Genomic DNA, 20,617 nt, shown 5'->3' with positions numbered 1-20,617 from the left:
ATCATTCAGCCGGTGGCATATCGTCGTGTGCCATCGGCGCTTCCTGTTCTTCCGTATCCGCATCGTTCTGGCTCTGCAGCTGCTGCACTTCCTGGAAGAGCTCCATCTGCTCAGCGTCGAGCCCTGCGGCTGCTTCCTCTGTCGTCGGCAGTTCCGGCAAGTCCTCCAGCGTATTGATGCCGAAGCAGCGCAGGAAAGTCTCCGTCGTCCCATAGAGGATGGGCCGTCCCAGCACATTCTTGCGCCCCACCTCGGCGATGAGCTCCAGCTCCAGCAGCTTCTGCAAGGCACGTTCCACGCGCACTCCGCGGATCTGCTCGATTTCCGCCTTGGTGATTGGCTGCTTGAAGGCTACGATCGAAAGCGTCTCCATCGTCGGCGCAGAGATCTTGCGGTCCACCACCTCGCTCAAGCGCTCGACGATAGCAAAGGCCTCCGGCCGCGTGGCCAGCTGATAGCCGCCAGCCACCTGCCGAATCGTCAAGCCGCTATGGCGGCGGTCCAGTTCGCTTTTGAGCTCAGCCACGAGGTTCTGGGTACCGAGCACATCGAGCTGCAGGATACGTGCCAGTTCCGCCGCCGTTATGGGATTGCCCGCGGCAAAGAGCACAGCCTCCAATACACCCAGCTGTGATATTTCAATCCGTTCTGCCGTTTCAGGCATGTTGTTCTTCCTCCCGGATACAAATATAGATTTCCGCAAATGCCCGCTGCTGCTTCACCGTCACGGTCTTGAGCTTCATGAGCTCCAGCAGTGCGAGGAACGTCACGATCAGCTCGCTGCGCGTGCCCGTCTCGAAGGCCTCCGAAAACAGCAGCCGCCCACGGCTGCGCTCCAGCAGCGACAAGATATCAGCCATCTTGTCCTTGATGCTGAAGGCCTCCGGTGTGACGAGCGCCTTCGGGATCGAAAGCTCCTCCTTGACCGACAGCACGGTATGGAAGGCCTCCACCAGCATCCTGAGCGACAGGTTGCCTGGGGGCAGATGGTGCACCGGCAAGTCCATCGGCTCACGGCTGACAAACCGCTCCTGGATGCCAGCCATGTCACCAAGCACGGTGCTGACCTGCTTGAACTTGCGGTACTCAAGGATGCGCTGCACGAGCTCGAAGCGCGGATCTTCTTCGGCCTCGTCCGCAGGTTTCTCCGGTTTTGGCAGCATCATCCGCGACTTGATCTGCAAGAGCGTTGCGGCCATGACGAGAAACGAGCTGGCGATTTCCATGTTAAATTCCCGAAAGCGGTCCAGATACGCCAGATATTGACGCGTGAGTTCCGCAATCGGGATGTCATAGATGTCAATCTTGTTTTTCTCGATAAGATGCATAAGAAGGTCCATCGGACCTTCAAAGGCATCAATCTTTATCTTGTAATCTTCCATAGCCAGCCGCTGCCCTTAGAAAAGGATGCCCAGCAACGTACGGAAAACTTCGAGAACCGCCCCGCGCATCGGAATCAGGATCATGCTGAGGACCGGCGTCATCAGGAGCAAAATCAAAATCAGGAAGCTGTAGCGCTCAAGGCTGGCAAACTGATAGGCAAGATCGCGCGGCAGAAGCTGCTTGAGCACATGCGAGCCGTCAAGCGGCGGCAGCGGCAGCAAATTGAAAATCGCAAAGCCGATATTGTACTCGACAATCAGCATGAATACCCAGTAGATGCCCTCGGTTATATGGACGCCGACACGGCTCAGGAGCACCAAGGCCACCAGCGCCAGAAAAGCCATCAAGAGATTTGCTCCCGGGCCAGCCAGCGAGACCAGGATATCGTCACGGCGCGGCTGCTTGAAGTTGTGCGGATTGATCATAACCGGCTTCGCCCAGCCGAAATGCACCAGGAAAAGTGCCAGCATGCCGAGCGGATCGATATGCGCCTTAGGATTCAGCGTCAGACGCCCCATCATGCGCGGCGTGAAATCTCCGAGCCAGACGGCCACCTGTGCATGTGCGTATTCATGGATGACCATCGCGATAATAAGTCCCGGCAGACCAGCTACGATCTGCAACAGGTTGAAATCAAACATTGTCTACCTCCCTAGCAAGGTTATCTTATTTATTCCCGTTTCTCTGACGCTCAAGCATCAGGATCGATGATACGGATTTAGCATCGTAAATGCGGCCATCGAGCACCATCGCAACTGCCTCATCAAGCGGCAGCCTTACCACATTGATGAACTCATCCTCGTCGGGATGCTGCGGTCCCGGCGTGAGCCCCTCGGCCTTGTACATGTGGATGTACTCATTCGAGAAGCCGACCGTCGTCGCAATCGTCGTGAGCTTTTCCATATGCGCTGCCTCATAGCCCGTTTCCTCAGAGAGCTCACGCTGCGCACAATAAAGCGGATCTTCGTCGGGGGCATCGAGCTTGCCAGCTGGCACCTCCAGTGTCACGCGCCCGATCGGATAACGGTACTGCTTGACCAGGATGATATCGCCGTTAGGAAAGACCGGTATGACAGACGATGCTCCAGGATGTTCGATGAACTCGCGCGTAGCTTGATTGCCATTCGGCAATTCCACAGTATCCCGTCTGACATGCAGCAAAGTGCCATCAAAGATCGCTTCGCCATGCAGTTTCTTTTCTACTAACTCTTCGTCCATCGTTACTCCTCCTCAAACCTTCATATCTATCTATTCTACTATCTGTTCGCTTTTATTTCAAGCACCCGGTCTCAGCGGAACACCGTCCAGAGGACGAGCACCACAGCCAGCAGGCATTTGCCGCCCACAGCGATGAGTGCCACACTATTCCACGACGAAGTCCCCTCGACATATTGCGACATGCAGGCCACCACTTCATCGGGCTCTTTGGCACGCATGAGCTTGCGCATGCGCACGAAGTCCACCAGCGAGTCGATGAACAGTGCCGCAGCGACCAGGTAGAACACCACGAGCTGCCACGGACGCATCTCCGCATACTGATAGGTCAGCACAAAGCCCATGACATCGATGAGCAAGAGCACGACCGACATCACCAGGAACGTCTTGCCGATGCTCTTGGCCGACATGAACTTGCCCATCGATTCCATCTCATCTTTCCAGATCTGGCGCTCTTCCTCATCAGCTGCCGGCCCCGTATGCGCCATCAAGGTCTGCAGCGCATAGCCGCTGATCAGCAGCCAGAAAATCGCATAACATTGAATACCAAGCATCAAAAAAACTCCTCGTACAAAAATCATTACTGCCTTTTAGTATACAAATAAAAACACTCCATTGCAACCGCAATGGAGCGCTTTATCCGAAATTGACTGTGTAGTTTTCATGAACGTCTGCGGCGTTTCACCTCGGGCCAGGGACGGATATGCTTCGGATTCGTAGCGATGCCATCGAGCCCACACCATCGTGAGGCAAACGATTCGACAAACACCTTTTTCTGGCGAGGCTTCTTTTCCGCAGGTGCAGCGGCAGCAGCCGTTGCATTGACAGCCAGTTTTTCCTCTGCCTGTGATGCAGCTTTCGTCGCACTGCAGCCACAGTCTTCGATAAACCCACTTTCAAGTTCTTCCTGGGAAAAAATCGTGAAATTGCCACAGGCGCAACGGCACCAGTAATACTCGCTGCCGAACTGATCCTTGCGGCCAGTCGATTCCAATACAGTGATCTTGCCATATTGTTTTTCCATGATTTTCCCCTCCTTCCAACAAAAACTAAAACACAATGTCACGTATTCCGATTACTAATATTCTCTTTCTCTTATAAAAATCCTGCAAGAAATTAATTTTTTTCTAAGGATTCCTTACGTATCTTTGCATGGCTGACCATCTCCTTCGCATTATCCAGCGAAGCTGCCGTCATATCAGCGCCCGAAGCCATGCGGGCAATCTCGCTGATACGCTCGCGCTCCGAGAGCTGCCGCACCTGAGTGACCGTCGAGTCCCCTGCCGTAGCCTTGGAGATATAGAGATGCACATCCGCCATGCAGGCGATCTGCGGCAGGTGGGTGATGCACAGTACCTGCTTGAAGCGCGCGACCAGCGCGATGCGCTCGGCCACCATCTGCGCAGTCCGGCCGCCGATGCCGGTATCGATCTCGTCGAACACCATACTCGGCACCGACGAATCCCTGGCTGCGGCCACAGCCTTGATCGCCAGCGCGATGCGCGAGAGCTCACCGCCCGAAGCCACCTTCTGCAGCGGCTGCTCTGCTTCGCCGGGATTGGCCGAGAAGTACATGGCCACATCGTCGGCACCGTTAGCCTGGAAGCCAGCAGCAGCCGATACCTCGATGCGGAACACCGCCTTTGGCATGCCCAGTGCCGCGAGCTGTCCGCCGATGGCGGCCGACAGCTCGCCAGCCGCACGGTTGCGAAGCTGCGTAAGCGTCTGGGCTTTCTGCGTCAGCTCCGCTTCGAGGGCTGCGATCCTTGCCTTGCGCTCTGCCATATCGTCATCGTAATTCTCGATGGCACTCAGCTCCTGCTGCACCTTCTGTTGATGCGCGAGCACATCGGCGATCGTCGCACCATATTTCTTGCGCAGACGGTAGATCACATCCATGCGGCTTTGCAGTTTGTTGAGCCGCTCCGGACTGAATTCCAGCGTCTCCCCGTAATCCCGAAGCTCATACGAAGCCTCCTGCAGGGAAATGACCGCTTCCTCAACCATCTTCTGGGCATTGGCCAGCGACGAATCATAGCGGCTCATATCCTGCAGATCCTTCTTGACCCGCGCTAATGCCGCCAGGACACCTACGCCCTCCTTGGAGCCGCTCGCAAGCAGATTGTACGACTCCTCCACATAGCCGGCGATCTTTTCCGCATGGGACAGCTTGCGGATCTCTGCCTCAAGCTCCTCGTCTTCGTTCTCCTTGAGCTGCGCCGTTGCAATCTCATTGTCCTGCCAGCGCAGCATGTCAAGGCGCTGGGCGTATTCGCGCGCAGCCTGCTCCTTCTCCGCATACTGGCGGCAGCAGGCACGCCACTCCTCATAGACATGCCGGTAGGCCGCCAGCGCCTCAGCCAGATCGGCGTCGTAATGGTCGAGCAGCGAGAACTGGCTCTCCTCCTTCAGCAGTGCCAGGTTCTCATTCTGCCCGTGGATATCGACCAGATACGCACCGATTGCCTTGAGCACGGCCAGCGTCACATGGCAGCCATTGACCAGCACCATGCTGCGGCCCCCGCGCGTCACCTGCCGCGTGATGATCAGCATGCCCTCCGAATCATCGATTGCCTGCTGGGCCAGCAGCTCATGCAGCCCCAGGGCCTCATCCTCCAGCGTGAACACCGCCTCGACGCGCAGCCACTCGCATCCCGTGCGGATGGCACTCGCCGAGATGCGCTGCCCGAGGATGGCCCCGAGCGAATCGATCAGGATGGATTTGCCGGCACCCGTCTCGCCTGTCAGGATGTTAAGGCCTGCCCCAAATTCCACTTGGACATGCTCCAGCAAAGCAAAATTCCAAACGGTCAATGACTTCAGCATGGGAAAGATCTCCTTTGTCTACGATGAATCATTTCAAATACTCCTGCAGGCGCTTGAGGATTTTCTCGGTCGCCTCTTTGGGCTTGATGATGACGAGGATGGTGTCATCGCCAGCCAAGGTACCGATGACCTCGCTCCAGTTCGCGTGGTCGAGGGCTGACGCCACCGTGCTTGCGCCGCCCGGCAATGTCTTGACGACGATGAGATTCTCGCTGTAATCACAGTCGGTCACCGTGTCAGCGAACAGACGGCGCATGCGCTCCTCCGTGAAGAGCAGCGTATTCTGCATCGGGGAGGCGTAGCGGTACCGCCCATCTCCCGACGGCACCTTGATGAGCATGAGCTCCTTGATGTCACGGGAAACAGTGGCCTGTGTCACCTGGATCCGGCGCTCGCGCAGAGCCGCAGCCAGTTCCTCCTGCGTCTCGATGACCTGAGCATCAATTATGTCTTTTATTACAGCGTGTCGTATACTTTTCATCCGCCAACACCTCTCAATTCTCTATGATTAAACGTCTTTCCATAGCTTGGTCCGCAAGATCTGATAATAGTCCTTGTCATCAAATTTCACGATCCCTGCCTGCACGTTCGACTTCATGACCATGACCTCATCCCCTGGCAGCAGCCGGAAGCTCTCCTGCCCGTCGAACGTGACGATGATGTCCTGATGGATGGCCGCAATCTCGATGCGCACCACATCTTCCTCACCCACGACCAACGGGCGCATGTTGAAGGTATGCGCACAGATGGGCGTCACTAGCAAAGCCCGGATCGTCGGATTCATGATAGGCCCGCCTGCCGATAAGGAATACGCAGTCGATCCGGTCGGCGATGACACGATGACACCATCGGCCTTGTAGTCGATCAGATGCGAATCGTTGATGCTGAGCCCCAGATGCAGCATGCGGGCGACACCGCCCTTGGTCACAACCACATCGTTGATGGCATGGCCGAGGAAACGCTCCTTGCCATGGGAGCGCACAAAGCCAGCCAGCAGCAGGCGGTGCTCGATGCGGTAATCGCCAGCAAGGATTTTCTGCAGCTTGGTCTCCAGCTCGGAGAGCTCGATATCTGCCATGAATCCCAGCGTGCCGATGTTGACCCCGCAGACCGGCACAGCCATGGCACCATAGCGGCGGCAGACACCCAGCAGCGTCCCGTCGCCGCCTAAGCTCAGGGCAAGATCTGCCGGTATCTTTTCGATATCCGGCACACCGTATTCTTCCATGTCAAAGAAGCGCGATTCATCGATTGGCAGGATAAGGCGCACATCCTTGTCCCGGTAGAACGCAAAGATCCTTCTGAGCACCTCCGGGGATTGCGGCTTATTCACGTTGGGAAAAACAGCTATGGTCAGCATCAGCAAGCTCCTTATTTATCCAGCGCACCATGGGCCTCAGCAACCACGGCAGCCAGACGCTCTTCCGTCACCGTATCCTGCTGAGACTTATCCTTTGTCAAACGGATAAGATATTCAATGTTGCCCTCCGGCCCCTTGACCGGCGAGAAAGTCAAGGCCATCGGCACAAACCCCAGCTCACGGGCAAAACCGGTCACCTTGCGGATGACGTCCTCATGCACCGACGGCTCACGGACGACGCCCTTCTTGCCCACAAACTCACGGCCAGCCTCAAACTGCGGCTTGATCAGCGCCACGAGCTCGCCATCTTCCTTGAGCAGCGTGAACGCCACCGGCAGCACCTTCGTCAGCGAGATGAACGCCACATCGATGGAAGCAAAGTCGAGCAGCTGCCCGATATCCTCCGGCGTCACATTGCGGATATTCGTGCGTTCCATGTTGACGACGCGTTCATCGGTGCGGAGCTTCCAGGCCAGCTGGCCATAGCCGACATCGATAGCATAGACGCGCACTGCGCCATTCTGCAGCATGCAGTCGGTAAAGCCGCCTGTCGACGCACCGATATCGGCACAGCTGCGGCCCTCGATGGGCACGCCGAATTCCTGCATAGCCTTCTCGAGCTTCAAGCCGCCACGGCTGACATAGGGGATATCATTGCCGAGCAAGCGGATTTCAGCCTCAGGCTTTACCGTTGCCCCAGCTTTATCGACCTTCTGGTTGTCGACGAGCACCTCGCCGGCCATAATCATGCGCTTGGCCCGCTCCCGGCTGCCCGCCAGGCCGCGTTCGACCAGAAGCACATCCAATCGTTGTTTTGCCATTATTTCAATCGTTCCTTTACTGTTGCTGCAATCTGTTCTGGCTGCAGCCCGCAGAGCTCCAAAAGCTCAGCAGGCTTGCCCTGCTCAATGAAGCGATCCGGCAGGCCGAGGCGCAAGAGCTGCGTCTTGGCTGCAAGGCCACTGTCCATGAGATACTCCGCCACAGCCGAGCCGAAACCGCCAGCCAGCGCGTTTTCCTCCAGGGTCACCAGCAAGCTGTGCCCAGCAGCCATCGCATCGATGACTGCCGTATCCAGCGGCTTGACGAAGCGCATGTTGACAACACTGACCGCAATCCCCGCTTCGCCGAGGATCGCCGCAGCCTGCTGTGCCCGGTGCACCATCGAGCCGACAGCCAGCAATGCTGCCTGTCCCTCAGCCGTTTCGGCCAGCACCTCTGCCTTGCCGATGGGAATGTCGTGGAAAGTCTCGCTGAGCGGTACGCCCAGGCCGGCACCACGCGGATAGCGGACAGCCGACGGCGAATCCATCTTAACCGCTGTCGCCAGCATATCGCGGAGCTCGGCCTCATCCTTCGGCACGAATACCGTCATATTCGGCATATGGCGCAGATATGACAAGTCAAAAGCACCGTGATGCGTCGGACCGTCAGCACCGACAAGACCTGCACGGTCGAGACAGAGCGTCACGGGCAGGTTCTGCAGGCACACATCGTGCATGAGCTGATCGTAGGCACGCTGCGCAAACGTCGAGTACAGCGTCACGACAGGATGGCGCCCATCCGCAGCCATCCCAGCCGCCAAGGTCACTGCATGCTCCTCGGCAATGCCGACGTCAAAGAACCGCGCCGGATACACTTCGCCAAAAGCCTTGAGGCCCGTGCCCGACGGCATGGCCGCCGTGATGGCCGTGAGGTCTGTATCCTTCTCAGCCAGCTCGATCAGCGCCTTGCTGAATACGGAAGTATAGCTCGGAGCTCCCTGCTTTTTAGGGCATTCTCCCGTCTTGCGGTCGAAAACACCGATGCCATGGAATTTATTGGGCTGCTGCTCTGCCGGCAGATACCCCTTGCCCTTCTTCGTATGGATATGGATGAGCACCGGCCCGTCCATCTGTCTGGCCCGGCCAAGGATATCCTGCAGCAGGCTCAGATTATGGCCGTCAACCGGCCCGATATAATGGAAGCCGATCTCCTCGAATACACTGCCAGGCACCAGTGCCGACCGCACGCTGTCCTTGACGATGCGAGCCGTACGGTATGCCTTGTCGCCGATATGCGGGATACTCATCAACAGGTTCCCGACATCCTTCTTGGCGCGGTTATACTGCGGATCGAGCCGGATGCGCGACAAGTATTCGCTCATGCCACCGACGTTCTTGTCGATCGACATCTCATTGTCGTTGAGGATAACGATGAGCTTCTTGCCCAAATCCCCCGCCTGGTTCAGAGCCTCGAAGGCCTCGCCCCCTGTCAGCGCACCATCGCCGATGACAGCTATGACTTCATTGCGGCGCCCGCAGAGGTCACGCGAGATGGCCATGCCCAGCGCAGCCGAGATCGAGGTGCTGGCGTGACCGACACCAAAGGCATCATACTTCGACTCCGAGCGGTTCGGGAACCCCGTGATCCCGCCGAGCTGGCGCAGGGTATGGAAACGATCGCGGCGCCCCGTGAGGATCTTATGCGAATAAGCCTGATGGCCCACGTCCCAGATCAGCTTGTCCTGCGGGAAACGGAAGACGCTGAACAGTGCCAGCGTCAGCTCGACCGTACCGAGGCTTGGAGCCAGGTGGCCGCCGTTAGCCGCAACCGTATCGACGATGAACCCGCGCAGCTCACGCGCCAGTTCCTCGAGTTCCGACAGGCTGTATTTCTTGATATCATCCGGACTATCTATTTTTTCCAACAATGGATATGCATTCATCCCAAGCACTCCCAATTATTTATTGCGGTCAACGAGGTAGTTCACAAGATCACGCAGGAAATCAGCCTCAGGGCCGAATATCGCCAGGGCAGCCACAGCCTCTGCCACCGTATCCTGGGCCAGCTTGCGGGCCTCAGCCAGCGAGGTCAGCGTAACATATGTCGATTTGTGGTTCTTCTCATCGCTGCCGACCGGTTTGCCGATCAGGGCTTCATCGCCGACCACATCGAGGATATCATCGGTGATCTGGAAAGCCAGGCCGAATTTATCGGCATACTCCGTCAAAGCTGCCAGCTGCTCTGCGCTGGCACCGGCCAGGATAGCACCGCTGCGGATAGCCGCACGGAAGAGCGCTCCGGTCTTGCCCATGTGCATGCGACGCAGCGTCTCCATATCGATGCGCTTGTCCTCAGACTCCATATCGAGTGCCTGACCGCCCACCATGCCATCGGGACCAGCAGCCGTGCTCATCTCGCGCACCACCTGCACGAGCGTCTGCGCATCAGCTCCCGGCTGGCGCAGCATGACTTCGAACGCCAGCGTCAGCAGTGCATCGCCAGCCAAAGTCGCCATACCAGCACCATAGACCTTATGGTTCGTGAGCTTGCCGCGGCGGTAATCGTCATCATCCATAGCCGGCAGATCATCGTGGATTAGAGAGTAGGTATGGATCATCTCGATGGCACAGCCCGTCTTGATGAACTTCGTGCCATCTGCGCCCAGCGCATCAGCAGCAGCCATCAAGAGCACCGGACGCAGGCGCTTGCCGCCTGCCATCAAACTGTACTCCATCGATTCCGTCAGCGTCTTGTCAACCGGCGTTTCCTTATTGAGTTCAGCCGTGAGTGCCGCCTCTACCAACTGCTGTCTTTCCTGCCAGAGTTCCTTGAACTTCATCGTATTACTCTCCCTCTATCTGCAATTCTTGTTCCTGAATCTTCCCATTGCTCTCGCTCACCAAGAGATCCATCGTCTTCTCGGCGCGGTCCAGTGCAGCCATGCAGCTGCTGCCGAGCTGGACCCCCTCGGTATAGTTTGCCATGAGCTCCTGCAGGCTGCTGTCGCCCGCCTCCATCTGCGCGACAATCTGCTCAAGCTTTGCCAGCGATTCTTCAAAAGATAATTCCTTTTTTCTTGGCATCTTACTTTCCTTCCTTTCGCGTCCGGGGCTTTTCCGCCTTCACTGCCTTGTCCATGACTTCCACAGCCACGCGGCCATCCTGCAAGACCAGAGACAAGCGGTCATGAGGGCGAAGCTGCGCAGCCCGCGTGACAAGCTGTCCGTCTTTCTCAGCTGCCACATAGCCGCGCTGCAGTACCCGGGCAGGATTCATGCCATCCAGCTTTTCCAGCGCCAGACTCACCGCATGGCGCTTATCCACCACGGCCTGCTGCGCCAGCTGGCAGAGCTGCCGCAGCGCGGCATCCAGACGCTGCCTCCGCTCAGCCAGCAGCGTCTGCGGCTCTTGCAGCACACGGCTGCGCAGTAAAGCAGCCAAACGCAGTCGGCGGCTCTCGATGCCCTTATGGGCCTGCGTCGACAGCCTGGTCATAAGCCCGGCAACATGGCGCTGCAGATCCGCGCGATCGGGCACCGCGAGCTCCGCTGCATTGGATGGCGTAGCCGCACGGACGTCAGCCGCAAAATCCGCCAGGGTGAAATCCGTCTCATGCCCGACAGCGGAAATCACAGGGATACGTGATGCGTAAACCGCCCGCACCACGCATTCCTCATTGAAGGCCCACAGATCCTCCATCGAGCCGCCACCGCGCCCGACGATCAGAACATCGACAGGATAGCTTTCATTGAAGAACCGGATTGCCTCTGCCACCTGTGCAGCCGCTCCCTCGCCCTGCACCTGCACCGGCCGCAGGACAAGCTGCACCGCAGGCCAGCGGTGCTTCGCCACATGATAGATATCGCGCAGGACCGCACCAGCCGATGAGGTCACCACGCCGATCTTGCGCGGAAACTCCGGCAGCGCCTTTTTATGCTCAGCGGCAAACAAACCTTCCTCGGTCAGCTTTACCTTGAGCTGCTCAAAGGCCAGCGCCAGGTCGCCAGTCCCCTCAGGTGCCAGCGAATCCACATACAGCTGGTAAGCGCCATCGCGCTCATAGACGGATATCGAGCCCGCCGCCACGGCCTTGAGCCCATTGACCGGCTGGAAGCGCAGGTTCTGCGCCCGGCTGCGGAACATCACGCATTTGAGCGAGCTATTCGCATCTTTCAGCGTAAAGTAACAATGCCCGGAGGGATAGCACTTGAAATTCGAGATCTCGCCGCGCACCATGATGCCACGCAGCAGTTGCTCCCGGTCGAACATGCCCTTTATGAACTTATTGACCTGACTGACAGAATGGATTGCCAAGATATTCCCTCCAAACATACGAAAAAGCCAGCCCGAAAAATCCGGGGCTGGCAGTTTCATTCATCAATGCGCGATCTTCATCATCGCACCCAGGATTCCATTGACATAGCGGCTGGAATCATCTGTACCGTACTTCTTCGCCAGTTCCACAGCCTCGTTGATTGCGATATTTGGCGTGAGCTTCTCCTCCGAGAACTTGATCTCGAAGATAGCCATGCGAACCAGATTACGGTCAACGGCAGCCATGCGCTCGATCTTCCAATCCTTCGAGCTCTCGGAGATCAAAGCATCAATAGCTGCGAGATTCGCGCGCGTGCCCTGTACCAATGTCTGCACATACGAACGATCATGAGCAGACATCTTCTCGGCCTCACTCAGTGCGGTATCAATAGCCAAGGTCTCATACATCCCTTGCTGCTCTTCCGTCTCAGCCTGATTCAAATCTAACTGGAACAGCGCCTGCAGGGCTGCTTCCCTTGCTTGTCTACGACTCATTACTTACCTTCCTCTTATCTCTTTTTAGTTCCGAAAATGATTCGTCAGCTGGAAGAAACGCTCGCTGAGCGATCCCAGGATATCCTCGCCCTGATCCATCTGCGAACCGACAAACAGGCCAACCAACCCGCAGCAAAGGACAAACACCGTACACCAGAAGCCAAAGCATAGGATGGCTATGCCCAGTACGATGCCAAGGATCGTCCCCACCGTCTTGCCGCGATGCTGCTGCCAGAGTGCCTCGGCAGTTTCTCTCAGTTCTTCTTTCATCAGCTGTGCGTCACCGCCTTAAACCACACGATGTTTCCTGGCTGGCTGTTTATCCGATATATCAGCCACTACGATATCAACCGGCACCTCGGACAGTTCCATGGACTGCGCCAGCTGCTGCTGGATGTGCTGCGCAAGCTGCGCAGAGAGCTTCGGGATATCGGCCTCACGGCCAACTGTCAGGCTGAGTGCCACCGCCAGCGATGCCCCATCCTTATGGTTCTTCGCCTGGACCTTGACCCGCACGTCGTGGACCCCATGGGTCTCACGCGCCAGACGGTCCACAAAGTTCCGCACGGCGTCGAGTGCTACGCGCACTTCGCCATTCGGGCCGCTGGCAATGACGTATTCGCCCTTGCTCGTGCTCTGCTCCTTCTTGCCGGCAAAGACCTGCCCCAGCAGCTTCAGGCTGATCAAGAAAGCAACTCCGGCACCTGCCAGCGTCTCCTGACGGGTCAGCGCATAGCGAAGCTCCGCCAGCCAGACCGTTTCCGGCAGCTGCCCAAGCGCTGCCCCGATGACAGCCAGTGACAGGGCCGCCGCCGCCAGCGAAAGCAACAGCAACAGGAATCGATTGATTATTCCCATACCATCAACCTCTTTTAACGGACACGTACCTCATCGGTTCTCTCTTCATCCTGCGGGAAGCTCACGCCCTGTACATGAACGTTGACTTCCACGACAGTAAGCCCCGTCATCGTCTCGATGGCCTGCTTGACATTCTCCTGTGCTGCCAAAGCGATATCAGGGATGCGGACACCGTATTTGACAATGATATAGAGATCGACAGCCGCTTCTTTCTCCCCGACCTCGACCTTCACACCCTTGGCGAAGTTCTTACGGCCAAGCATTTCAGCGATACCGCCAGCAATGCCACCGCTCATGCCGGCGATGCCTTCTACTTCCGTAGCGGCCAGACCAGCAATGATGCTGACGACTTCATCAGCAATGCGGATAGCACCTAACGAACCATTCTTCTGAATTTCTTTTTCCTTCTCCATTACGAACCCCTCCAATACTGTACGAAAACACTCGCATTGAAACGTATATTTATACCATAACATATACTTTCGCGAAGAGGCGCCAAGATTCCTGCCAATTCGGAAATAATTGCCTGAAAATCGTGAAAAAACTGCCGCACCATACCTCTGATGATGCGGCAGTCTTAGGCATCATAATTTACCAATTATGCACGCTCGATGTAGTTACCCGTGCGCGTATCGATGCGCAGTACTTCACCCTCGTTGATGAACAGCGGTACACGGACCTCATAGCCCGTCTCAACCTTAGCCATCTTCGTAGCACCCGTAGCCGTGTTGCCTTTGACGCTCGGCTCGCACTCAATGACCTTGAGGTTGACGGAGTTCGGGAGCTGGATGCCGATGATACGGCCTTTGAACGTCTGGATGGAAACTTCCATGTTCTCCATGAGGTAGTTCAGGGCATCGCCAAGCTGCTCTTTGTTGAGCTCAACCTGCTCATACGATTCCGTGTTCATGAACGTGTACATGCCATCAGCCTCATAGAGGAACTGCATGTTCTGCGTCTCGAGGTGTGCTGCCGGCATCTTCTCGTTCGGGTTGAACGTGCGCTCAACAACAGCACCCGTCTCAACGTTCTTGATCTTCGTGCGGACGAAAGCAGCGCCTTTACCCGGCTTTACATGCTGGAAATCGACAATCTGCCAAACGCCACCATCAATCTCGATCGTGAGACCCGTGCGGAAATCAGTACTATTAATCATTAACTTACGCCCTCCAATTATTGCCTTTTAAGCATTTGTTTTCAATGTAACGAATTAATGATAGCATATTTTCAGCCTTTTGAAAAGGGCTCGCTGCTATCTTCTCGCGGATTATATGACTTCGATGAGTTCTTTATCCGCTTTCGTCAGCGGCTCACAGCCATCTTTCGTGACCAATACCGTGTCCTCGATGCGCAGACCGCCCCAGCCTGGAATGTAGACCCCCGGCTCGTCGGTGATCAGCATGTTCTCCTGCAGGATATCGTCACGCTTCAGCGACATGCGCGGATTCTCATGGATCTCAAGGCCCAAGCTGTGACCAAGGCCATGGCCGAAATACTGCTTGAGGTCATAGCGGGCCAGATTGTCCTGTACCGCCATATGGACGGACTTGCCGGAAACGCCCGGCTTGATTTTCGTCAGCGCCAGCTTCTGTGACTCCAGCACAGCCCCATAGATGCGGCGCTGCTTTTCATCTGCATGACCGATGCAGATGGTGCGCGTGATATCCGAATCATAGCCGGCATAGATGGCACCATAGTCCATTGTCAGGAACTCGCCCTCAGCGATGACCTTGTCGGTGGCGATGCCGTGCGGCAGCACGCCGCGGATGCCCGAGGCCATGATGGTCGTGAACGACGGCCCCTCCGAGCCATTTTCGCGCATGCAGTTCTCCAGATGCGCCGCTACCTGCACTTCCGTCATTCCCGGACGCACGTAGGTCAGGATATCCTTGAAGCCGATGTCGGCGATCTCGCAGGCCTTGCGGATATTGGCAATCTCCTCAGCATCCTTGATCTGGCGCAGATCGTCGAGCACCACTGCCGTTGTGAACTCACAGCCGTCCAGCAGCTTGGTCAGCGTGACAAAATCATCATAGATCATGGCATTGCCTTCAAAGCCGATCTTCTTCGCGCCGATTTTCTTGATGCACTCAGCCGTCTTTGCCAGCAGCCCGTTCTCCTGCTCGACGATCGTGAACAGCGGTGCCTGCTGCGCCGCCTGTTCCGTATAGCGGTTGTCGGTGATCAGCATAGCCTCATCGCGCGAAATCACCAGCGTCGTATCGTCGCCGCGGAACCCGCTGAAATAATGCAGGTTCACATACTTCGTCACCACGATAGCATCCAGCTGATGCTCCGACATAAGGGCACGGATAGCCTCTAAACGGCTCTGTTTCATAAAAGGTCAACTCCTGGTTCAGTCTTACATAGGGATATTACTTCTGCAGCTTATAGATGATTGCCTCCAGCGCTGCCATATAGCTCTCGATGCCGAGCCCGCAGATCTGCCCCATAGCCACTGGCGCCAGTACCGACTGATGGCGGAATTCCTCGCGCTTGTGGATATTGGAGATATGTACCTCGATAAGCGGCACATCGATGGCAGCGACAGCATCACGCAGCGCAATGCTATAATGCGTGAACGCCGCGGCATTGAAAATGATGTAATCGTAGTTGTGATTGGCTTCCTGTATCTTGTCGACCAGGCGGCCTTCGTGATTGGACTGGTAGAAATCAATGGCGATGCCTGCCGCTTGCGCGCGCTCTGCCATCATGGTTTCGATATCCTTGAGCGTCGTGCTGCCGTAGATTTCCGGCTCACGCGTGCCCAAAAGGTTGAGATTCGGGCCATTCAGTACGAGAACTTTTGCCATGCATGTTCCTCCCATCAGTAGCGGACGTCAAAGCGTTTTTCATCGGGCACGACGTCGCGCGTTTCCAGCGCAAAGCTCTGCACCCGGATAAAGTAGTTGCCAGCGCGGATGATCTGCTCCAGCTTGTCGATTGCCTCAGCCTCGCCCTGGAGTTCCATCGTGACTGTCCCATCGTCCATGTTCTTCACCCAGCCAGTAATGCCGAGCTCCATAGCATGCTGCTGTACGAACATACGGAAGCCGACACCCTGTACCTGGCCGGCAGCGGTACCAAAATAACGAATAGCCATAATCAACACCACTTTCCCAATTCATTATAAACAACTTCATCCTAATCATAGCACGGTATGATTAGAATTTACAATACAAATCAGAAAATATGATACATCATTTCATTTGTGTAACGTCACGGCGCAGGATCGTATACGGTTCCACCGGCTGCTCCATCTTCATGGACAGCATCATCTGCGGATGCGGCGCAACGTCAATGCTCTCGCCATCAGCATTTTTCATCGCCGTGATTTTCTGGCGGTAAAGCGGTCCCGTCGGTTGGAAGACCTCAATCTCCTGGCCGAGCTTCATGTTGTTCCGCTGCTCGACCACCGCCCAGCCCGTTGCCGCATTATAGGAACGCACCAGCCCGACGAATTCCGAGGTCTGGTCGTACGAGGTCTTGCCATAGATCTGATCGTCAGCGGTCGGCTGATGGTAGTAGAACCCCGTCGTATACGTGCGGTGCGATACCTTCTCCAGCTCATCGAGCCACATCTGCTGCACCTCGAAATGCTCGGGGTCAGCAAAGTACGCGTCGATAGCCAGGCGGTACGCCTTGACGACGCTGGCAGCATAATGGACGCTCTTCATGCGGCCTTCGATTTTGAGGCTGTCCACCCCGCTCTCGATGACATCGCGGATATTCGGCATCAGGCACATATCCTTCGAGTTCATGATATACGTGCCACGTTCATCCTCAGCAATCGGGAAATACTGCCCGGGCCTTGTCTCCTCGACCAGTGCATACTTCCAGCGGCAGGACTGCGCGCAGCTGCCGCGGTTCGAATCGCGGCCCGTGAAGTAGTTCGACAGCAGGCAGCGGCCCGAATACGAGATGCACATGGCACCATGCATGAACATCTCGAGATCCACATCACATTTCTCGCGGATTTCACGGATCTCTGCCAGTGACATCTCGCGAGCCAGCACGACGCGTTTGGCGCCTAGTTTTTTCCAGGCATTCACCGTCGCCCAGTTCGTGTTGTTGGCCTGGGTGCTGATGTGGAGCTCCATCTCCGGGATGAGCTCACGGCACATCATAAACACGCCCAAATCAGCCACAAGCAGGGCATCGACCTTGATCACGTCCAGATACTTCAAGTAATCTGGCAGCCCAACAAGATCGCTGTTGTGCGGAAAGATATTGACCGTCACATAGACCTTGCGCCCCCGCGCATGGGCGAACTCCACCGCCTCCTTGAGCTCCTCGCGCGTGAAATTGCCGCCGAAGGCTCGGAGGCCAAAGGCCTTGCCGCCCAGATAGACGGCATCAGCGCCATAGAGTATCGCCATTTTCAGTTTTTCCAATGTTCCCGCCGGTGCCAAAAGCTCTGGCTTCTTTATCATAAACAGGATTCCTCCTAAATCAATCTATTTTCTGCAGCCGCTGGTAGCGCGTTACCGCCAGGCCATCGCCGTTCTCCAGGATTTCCGTCGCATAGCCCGGCGTCTCCGTCACCACCCGGATGTACTCACGCAATCGCTTGACAATGGTGCGGAAACGGCGCGGCGGCTTTTCTGCCGACCGCACATAGCCGCGGAACAGCACATTGTCTGCCAGGATGACAGCCTCGTCTGCCAGCAGCGGCTCGACCTTGCGCAGATAGTCCAGATACTGGCCCTTGGCCGCATCGATGAACACGAAATCATACGGTGCTGCCTGCGGCGCAGCACTTGTCAGCAGCTCTGCCGCATCGCCGGTGTGGATATGGATGCGCTCTGCGTATATTGACCGGTCAATATATGCCTGAGCAGTCTTTGACCGGTCAGTACTCAGCTCCAATGTCGTGATTGTTACGTCCTCTGCACCATGATGTGCAATCTGCAGGGCGGAATAGCCAATGGCTGTGCCTATCTCAAGGACACGCCGCGGCCGGCACTCCTCCAGCACACGCAAAAAAGCTGCACGTCCCCGCTCGTTGATGATCGGCACATGGTTCTCCTGCGCATATTGTTCCATTTCCGCCAATAAATTTTCTATCGCTTCCAAGATAACTCCTACTGTCTAGTCCCATTGACCGGTCAACGCACCTGATCGACCAGGATCTGATGATCGGCATAATTCGTCGAATAATGGTTGTGGCCCTTGCGGTCGGCTACAAAGTACAGATAATCCGTATCCGCCGGGTAGAGCACCGCCTTGATGGCCGCCATGCCAGGGCTTGCGATCGGTCCCGGCGGCAGGCCGCGGTGCTGGTAGGTATTGTACGGCGACTCGATCTTCGTATCCTTGATGGTCACGTCTTCCTTCGGCGCATCCAGCAGATATTGCAGCGTCGTATCGGACTGCAGCGGCATGCCGAGCTTCAGGCGCTTGAAGAATACTTGGGCGATGATGGGCCGGTCTTCCGCATAAAGCGCCTCTTTCTCCACCAGCGAAGCCAGCGTTATGACCTCAAAGATCGTAAGGTCCATCTCCTCCGCCCGAGCCCTGAGCTTCGGCGTCATCCGCGTGTCGAAGTCCTCAGCCATCATCTTCATGATAGACTCCGGCGTAGCCTCCTCATGGAGCTCATAGGTGTCCGGGAACAGGAAGCCCTCGCAGGCATAACGGATCTCAGGCTTGCGCTCGATGTAGTCATAGGGCGCATACGTCTTGGCCTTGCGCAGGAACTCCTGCTCATCGACCAGGCCTTCATCGGCCAGACGCTTCGCGATCTCCTTGATGCCAAAGCCCTCGGGGATCGTGAACTTCACGACGGCCGTATCGCCCGCCACCAGTTTGTTGAGCACCTCTTCGGCTGACATGTCAGGATGCATGGCATACATGCCCGTCTTGAAGGAGCTGGCCGCATTGCTGGTCTTGACCTTCCACCAGAACGGCCACTTGCTGCTGAGCACGCCGTGCTGCACGAGTTTTTCGCCGATTTCATTGGCCCCCATGCCCGGCTTGACCGACACATAGATCACCTGATCGGCGGACATTGCCGCCCGCGGCGCTGGCTTGCCCTGGAACAAGAGCATGCAGCTTCCCAGCAGCACCACAAGGGCAGCAGCACTCACCACGGCCCAACGTTTCCAGGTCATCCTGTCACTGACCTTCTCCAGTTTATCCGTTACCCAGTCCAAACTCTCCTGATGGTCTGACAGCCACTTTTCGAGGCTTGCCTGCCACGCTTTGAGCTTCTCTCCCACAACAACATCTCCATTCCTTATAAATGCGAAAAAGCTGCCACTCCATCTGGATGGCAGCCCCGCAACAGGATTTACTCCTGCTCTGCTTCGTCAACCAAAGCGTTATAAGCTTCCTGAACCGCCAGAAACTCTTCGTCCGTCGGCTCAATGTATTCCTCTTCGCCATTCTCGTCGACAACGATCTTCGCAATCAGCACATCCTCGTCACCGTCTTCACAGCCGCAGCCGCAGCCATGTTCATGCTCATCGTTGTGCAGGCCGACAAGCAATGCATACTTCTGATCGCCCACCGGGATGATCATCTCTTCTTCGTAGTAGTATTCATTGCCCTGATCGTCCGTCATGACAACCACAACGCCGTCTTCGTTCATGTCTTTCTCTTTATCTGCCATTTGAGTCACCTCTCATAGTAATTTTGTCTAAAAGCATTTTAGCTTATTCCAAGAAAATTTGTCAAGCAAAAGCCGCCATCAGCGCAAGCTGTCCAGATAGCCCTGCAGGATGAAGACCGCCGCCATCTTATCGATGACCTTCTTGCGCTTCTTGCGGGAGACATCGGCTTCGATCAGAGAACGCGTAGCCGCAACAGTCGACAGGCGTTCATCCCAAAACACCACTTCGACGTCCGGATACGTCTCCTTGACCTTGGCCATGAATTCCTTGACGATGCTGCAGCGGTCACCCTCGGTGCCGTCCATGTTCTTGGGCAGCCCCGAAACCAGCGACTTCGTCTCATACTGCTCCATAAGCTCACCCAGTCGCTTCAAATCATCTTCTTCCTTGCGGCGACGGATCGTCTCGACCCCCTGCGCAGTGAGGCCCAAAAGATCGCTCACCGCTATGCCGATTGTACGGTCGCCAATATCCAGCGACATATAACGTTTCATTTACTTATTCTTCTCCAAATACGCTCTTACCAACTCTTCGAGCAGCTCATCACGCTCCAGCTTGCGGATCTGGCTGCGGGCATCGTTATGGCTCGTCACATACGCCGGGTCACCTGACAGCAGGTAGCCGACCAGCTGATTGATAGGATTGTAGCCCTTTTCCTCCATCGCCTGGCAGGCATTGCGGATAATCGTCGCTGCCTTGTTCTCATCATTGCCGAATTTAAACATCATCGTTTCTTCGCTGACCATAGCTGATTCCTCCCGAATATGTTTTCGCTCTATCTATTGTA

28 protein-coding genes are annotated in these 20,617 nt (G+C 56.3%); all 28 read right to left on the bottom strand.

Features of this window, described 5'->3' with window-relative positions:
• Position 1: 1 nt before the first annotated feature.
• Positions 2-664: an SMC-Scp complex subunit ScpB gene (gene scpB / locus FZ041_RS02720; protein ID WP_149188419.1), complete on the bottom strand. Its 663-nt coding sequence runs from the start codon at positions 662-664 to the stop codon at positions 2-4.
• Positions 657-1,382 carry a segregation and condensation protein A gene (locus tag FZ041_RS02715; protein WP_149188418.1) on the bottom strand — a complete coding sequence of 242 codons (726 nt, stop codon included), beginning with the start codon at positions 1,380-1,382 and terminating at the stop codon, positions 657-659. The genes scpB and FZ041_RS02715 overlap by 8 nt, the downstream gene beginning before the upstream one ends.
• Before the next feature lie 15 nt (positions 1,383-1,397).
• The gene (locus FZ041_RS02710) at positions 1,398-2,024 is read right to left on the bottom strand and encodes a site-2 protease family protein (RefSeq protein ID WP_075442546.1); all 627 of its coding nucleotides are present in this window, start codon (positions 2,022-2,024) and stop codon (positions 1,398-1,400) included.
• A gap of 25 nt (positions 2,025-2,049) precedes the next feature.
• Positions 2,050-2,601: an NUDIX domain-containing protein gene (locus FZ041_RS02705; protein ID WP_149188417.1), complete on the bottom strand. Its 552-nt coding sequence runs from the start codon at positions 2,599-2,601 to the stop codon at positions 2,050-2,052.
• Between the two features lie 71 nt (positions 2,602-2,672).
• Entirely contained in the window at positions 2,673-3,152 is a 480-nt protein-coding gene (locus FZ041_RS02700; protein ID WP_149188416.1) for a hypothetical protein, read from the bottom strand.
• 107 nt (positions 3,153-3,259) lie between these two features.
• A complete protein-coding gene (locus tag FZ041_RS02695) occupies positions 3,260-3,622 on the bottom strand; it encodes a hypothetical protein (protein WP_075442549.1) in 363 nt (120 codons plus the stop codon).
• Between the two features lie 92 nt (positions 3,623-3,714).
• Positions 3,715-5,424, bottom strand: coding sequence for a DNA repair protein RecN (gene recN, locus FZ041_RS02690; RefSeq protein ID WP_075442550.1), 1,710 nt, complete (start codon positions 5,422-5,424; stop codon positions 3,715-3,717).
• Between the two features lie 28 nt (positions 5,425-5,452).
• On the bottom strand, positions 5,453-5,905 hold the full coding sequence (argR, locus tag FZ041_RS02685) for an arginine repressor (protein ID WP_075442551.1): 453 nt from the start codon (positions 5,903-5,905) through the stop codon (positions 5,453-5,455).
• 27 nt (positions 5,906-5,932) lie between these two features.
• The gene (locus FZ041_RS02680) at positions 5,933-6,784 is read right to left on the bottom strand and encodes an NAD(+)/NADH kinase (protein WP_149188415.1); all 852 of its coding nucleotides are present in this window, start codon (positions 6,782-6,784) and stop codon (positions 5,933-5,935) included.
• Positions 6,785-6,795: 11 nt separating this feature from the next.
• Positions 6,796-7,605 (bottom strand): TlyA family RNA methyltransferase, encoded by an 810-nt coding sequence (locus FZ041_RS02675; protein WP_075442553.1) that lies wholly within the window; start codon positions 7,603-7,605, stop codon positions 6,796-6,798.
• On the bottom strand, positions 7,605-9,491 hold the full coding sequence (gene dxs, locus FZ041_RS02670) for a 1-deoxy-D-xylulose-5-phosphate synthase (protein ID WP_149188414.1): 1,887 nt from the start codon (positions 9,489-9,491) through the stop codon (positions 7,605-7,607). Before dxs ends, FZ041_RS02675 begins: the two co-directional genes overlap by 1 nt.
• A gap of 15 nt (positions 9,492-9,506) precedes the next feature.
• Positions 9,507-10,388: a polyprenyl synthetase family protein gene (locus FZ041_RS02665; RefSeq protein WP_075442555.1), complete on the bottom strand. Its 882-nt coding sequence runs from the start codon at positions 10,386-10,388 to the stop codon at positions 9,507-9,509.
• 4 nt (positions 10,389-10,392) lie between these two features.
• Positions 10,393-10,632, bottom strand: coding sequence for an exodeoxyribonuclease VII small subunit (gene xseB / locus FZ041_RS02660; RefSeq protein ID WP_075442556.1), 240 nt, complete (start codon positions 10,630-10,632; stop codon positions 10,393-10,395).
• A gap of 1 nt (position 10,633) precedes the next feature.
• Positions 10,634-11,863, bottom strand: a complete 1,230-nt coding sequence (gene xseA / locus FZ041_RS02655) for an exodeoxyribonuclease VII large subunit (protein WP_149188413.1) — start codon at positions 11,861-11,863, stop codon at positions 10,634-10,636.
• 63 nt (positions 11,864-11,926) lie between these two features.
• Positions 11,927-12,358: a transcription antitermination factor NusB gene (gene nusB / locus FZ041_RS02650; RefSeq protein ID WP_075442558.1), complete on the bottom strand. Its 432-nt coding sequence runs from the start codon at positions 12,356-12,358 to the stop codon at positions 11,927-11,929.
• 24 nt (positions 12,359-12,382) lie between these two features.
• Entirely contained in the window at positions 12,383-12,628 is a 246-nt protein-coding gene (locus FZ041_RS02645; RefSeq protein WP_075442559.1) for a DUF2273 domain-containing protein, read from the bottom strand.
• Positions 12,629-12,646: 18 nt separating this feature from the next.
• Entirely contained in the window at positions 12,647-13,216 is a 570-nt protein-coding gene (gene amaP / locus FZ041_RS02640; RefSeq protein ID WP_075442560.1) for an alkaline shock response membrane anchor protein AmaP, read from the bottom strand.
• A 14-nt stretch (positions 13,217-13,230) separates the two neighbouring features.
• Positions 13,231-13,629 (bottom strand): Asp23/Gls24 family envelope stress response protein, encoded by a 399-nt coding sequence (locus tag FZ041_RS02635; protein WP_143092105.1) that lies wholly within the window; start codon positions 13,627-13,629, stop codon positions 13,231-13,233.
• A 185-nt stretch (positions 13,630-13,814) separates the two neighbouring features.
• Entirely contained in the window at positions 13,815-14,372 is a 558-nt protein-coding gene (gene efp, locus FZ041_RS02630; protein ID WP_075427962.1) for an elongation factor P, read from the bottom strand.
• A gap of 111 nt (positions 14,373-14,483) precedes the next feature.
• Positions 14,484-15,554, bottom strand: coding sequence for a M24 family metallopeptidase (locus FZ041_RS02625; protein WP_075442562.1), 1,071 nt, complete (start codon positions 15,552-15,554; stop codon positions 14,484-14,486).
• A 37-nt stretch (positions 15,555-15,591) separates the two neighbouring features.
• A complete protein-coding gene (aroQ, locus tag FZ041_RS02620; protein ID WP_075442563.1) occupies positions 15,592-16,029 on the bottom strand; it encodes a type II 3-dehydroquinate dehydratase in 438 nt (145 codons plus the stop codon).
• Between the two features lie 14 nt (positions 16,030-16,043).
• Positions 16,044-16,319 carry an acylphosphatase gene (locus FZ041_RS02615; RefSeq protein WP_075442564.1) on the bottom strand — a complete coding sequence of 92 codons (276 nt, stop codon included), beginning with the start codon at positions 16,317-16,319 and terminating at the stop codon, positions 16,044-16,046.
• A 97-nt stretch (positions 16,320-16,416) separates the two neighbouring features.
• Positions 16,417-17,649 (bottom strand): peptidase U32 family protein, encoded by a 1,233-nt coding sequence (locus FZ041_RS02610; protein ID WP_187626284.1) that lies wholly within the window; start codon positions 17,647-17,649, stop codon positions 16,417-16,419.
• Positions 17,650-17,668: 19 nt separating this feature from the next.
• Positions 17,669-18,292 (bottom strand): O-methyltransferase, encoded by a 624-nt coding sequence (locus tag FZ041_RS02605; protein ID WP_255449206.1) that lies wholly within the window; start codon positions 18,290-18,292, stop codon positions 17,669-17,671.
• 32 nt (positions 18,293-18,324) lie between these two features.
• Positions 18,325-19,437 (bottom strand): endolytic transglycosylase MltG, encoded by a 1,113-nt coding sequence (mltG, locus tag FZ041_RS02600; protein ID WP_149188411.1) that lies wholly within the window; start codon positions 19,435-19,437, stop codon positions 18,325-18,327.
• A 71-nt stretch (positions 19,438-19,508) separates the two neighbouring features.
• Complete coding sequence (locus tag FZ041_RS02595) at positions 19,509-19,829, bottom strand: DUF1292 domain-containing protein (RefSeq protein ID WP_075442567.1); 321 nt, start codon at positions 19,827-19,829, stop codon at positions 19,509-19,511.
• A 78-nt stretch (positions 19,830-19,907) separates the two neighbouring features.
• On the bottom strand, positions 19,908-20,324 hold the full coding sequence (gene ruvX / locus FZ041_RS02590; RefSeq protein ID WP_075427954.1) for a Holliday junction resolvase RuvX: 417 nt from the start codon (positions 20,322-20,324) through the stop codon (positions 19,908-19,910).
• A complete protein-coding gene (locus FZ041_RS02585) occupies positions 20,325-20,576 on the bottom strand; it encodes an IreB family regulatory phosphoprotein (RefSeq protein WP_075427953.1) in 252 nt (83 codons plus the stop codon).
• Positions 20,577-20,617: the final 41 nt, after the last annotated feature.

The organism is Pseudoselenomonas caprae, assembly GCF_008271345.1.
Lineage (GTDB): Bacteria > Bacillota > Negativicutes > Selenomonadales > Selenomonadaceae > Selenomonas_A > Selenomonas_A caprae.
Note: the sequence above shows the minus strand (reverse complement) of the source record. Positions and strands in the feature narration are given on the sequence as shown.

Coding starts and splice junctions, on each gene's coding strand:
- FZ041_RS02625 (WP_075442562.1), bottom strand. CDS start 15,554: ATGAAACAGAGCCGTTTAGAGGCTATCCGTGCCCTTATGTCGGAGCAT.
- FZ041_RS02710 (WP_075442546.1), bottom strand. CDS start 2,024: ATGTTTGATTTCAACCTGTTGCAGATCGTAGCTGGTCTGCCGGGACTT.
- xseB (WP_075442556.1), bottom strand. CDS start 10,632: ATGCCAAGAAAAAAGGAATTATCTTTTGAAGAATCGCTGGCAAAGCTT.
- argR (WP_075442551.1), bottom strand. CDS start 5,905: ATGAAAAGTATACGACACGCTGTAATAAAAGACATAATTGATGCTCAG.
- FZ041_RS02595 (WP_075442567.1), bottom strand. CDS start 19,829: ATGGCAGATAAAGAGAAAGACATGAACGAAGACGGCGTTGTGGTTGTC.
- ruvX (WP_075427954.1), bottom strand. CDS start 20,324: ATGAAACGTTATATGTCGCTGGATATTGGCGACCGTACAATCGGCATA.
- scpB (WP_149188419.1), bottom strand. CDS start 664: ATGCCTGAAACGGCAGAACGGATTGAAATATCACAGCTGGGTGTATTG.
- FZ041_RS02680 (WP_149188415.1), bottom strand. CDS start 6,784: ATGCTGACCATAGCTGTTTTTCCCAACGTGAATAAGCCGCAATCCCCG.
- FZ041_RS02695 (WP_075442549.1), bottom strand. CDS start 3,622: ATGGAAAAACAATATGGCAAGATCACTGTATTGGAATCGACTGGCCGC.
- FZ041_RS02635 (WP_143092105.1), bottom strand. CDS start 13,629: ATGGAGAAGGAAAAAGAAATTCAGAAGAATGGTTCGTTAGGTGCTATC.
- dxs (WP_149188414.1), bottom strand. CDS start 9,491: ATGAATGCATATCCATTGTTGGAAAAAATAGATAGTCCGGATGATATC.
- FZ041_RS02585 (WP_075427953.1), bottom strand. CDS start 20,576: ATGGTCAGCGAAGAAACGATGATGTTTAAATTCGGCAATGATGAGAAC.
- efp (WP_075427962.1), bottom strand. CDS start 14,372: ATGATTAATAGTACTGATTTCCGCACGGGTCTCACGATCGAGATTGAT.
- amaP (WP_075442560.1), bottom strand. CDS start 13,216: ATGGGAATAATCAATCGATTCCTGTTGCTGTTGCTTTCGCTGGCGGCG.
- FZ041_RS02705 (WP_149188417.1), bottom strand. CDS start 2,601: ATGGACGAAGAGTTAGTAGAAAAGAAACTGCATGGCGAAGCGATCTTT.
- FZ041_RS02615 (WP_075442564.1), bottom strand. CDS start 16,319: ATGGCTATTCGTTATTTTGGTACCGCTGCCGGCCAGGTACAGGGTGTC.
- FZ041_RS02645 (WP_075442559.1), bottom strand. CDS start 12,628: ATGAAAGAAGAACTGAGAGAAACTGCCGAGGCACTCTGGCAGCAGCAT.
- FZ041_RS02700 (WP_149188416.1), bottom strand. CDS start 3,152: ATGCTTGGTATTCAATGTTATGCGATTTTCTGGCTGCTGATCAGCGGC.
- FZ041_RS02675 (WP_075442553.1), bottom strand. CDS start 7,605: ATGGCAAAACAACGATTGGATGTGCTTCTGGTCGAACGCGGCCTGGCG.
- FZ041_RS02665 (WP_075442555.1), bottom strand. CDS start 10,388: ATGAAGTTCAAGGAACTCTGGCAGGAAAGACAGCAGTTGGTAGAGGCG.
- nusB (WP_075442558.1), bottom strand. CDS start 12,358: ATGAGTCGTAGACAAGCAAGGGAAGCAGCCCTGCAGGCGCTGTTCCAG.
- aroQ (WP_075442563.1), bottom strand. CDS start 16,029: ATGGCAAAAGTTCTCGTACTGAATGGCCCGAATCTCAACCTTTTGGGC.
- recN (WP_075442550.1), bottom strand. CDS start 5,424: ATGCTGAAGTCATTGACCGTTTGGAATTTTGCTTTGCTGGAGCATGTC.
- FZ041_RS02610 (WP_187626284.1), bottom strand. CDS start 17,649: ATGATAAAGAAGCCAGAGCTTTTGGCACCGGCGGGAACATTGGAAAAA.
- FZ041_RS02715 (WP_149188418.1), bottom strand. CDS start 1,382: ATGGAAGATTACAAGATAAAGATTGATGCCTTTGAAGGTCCGATGGAC.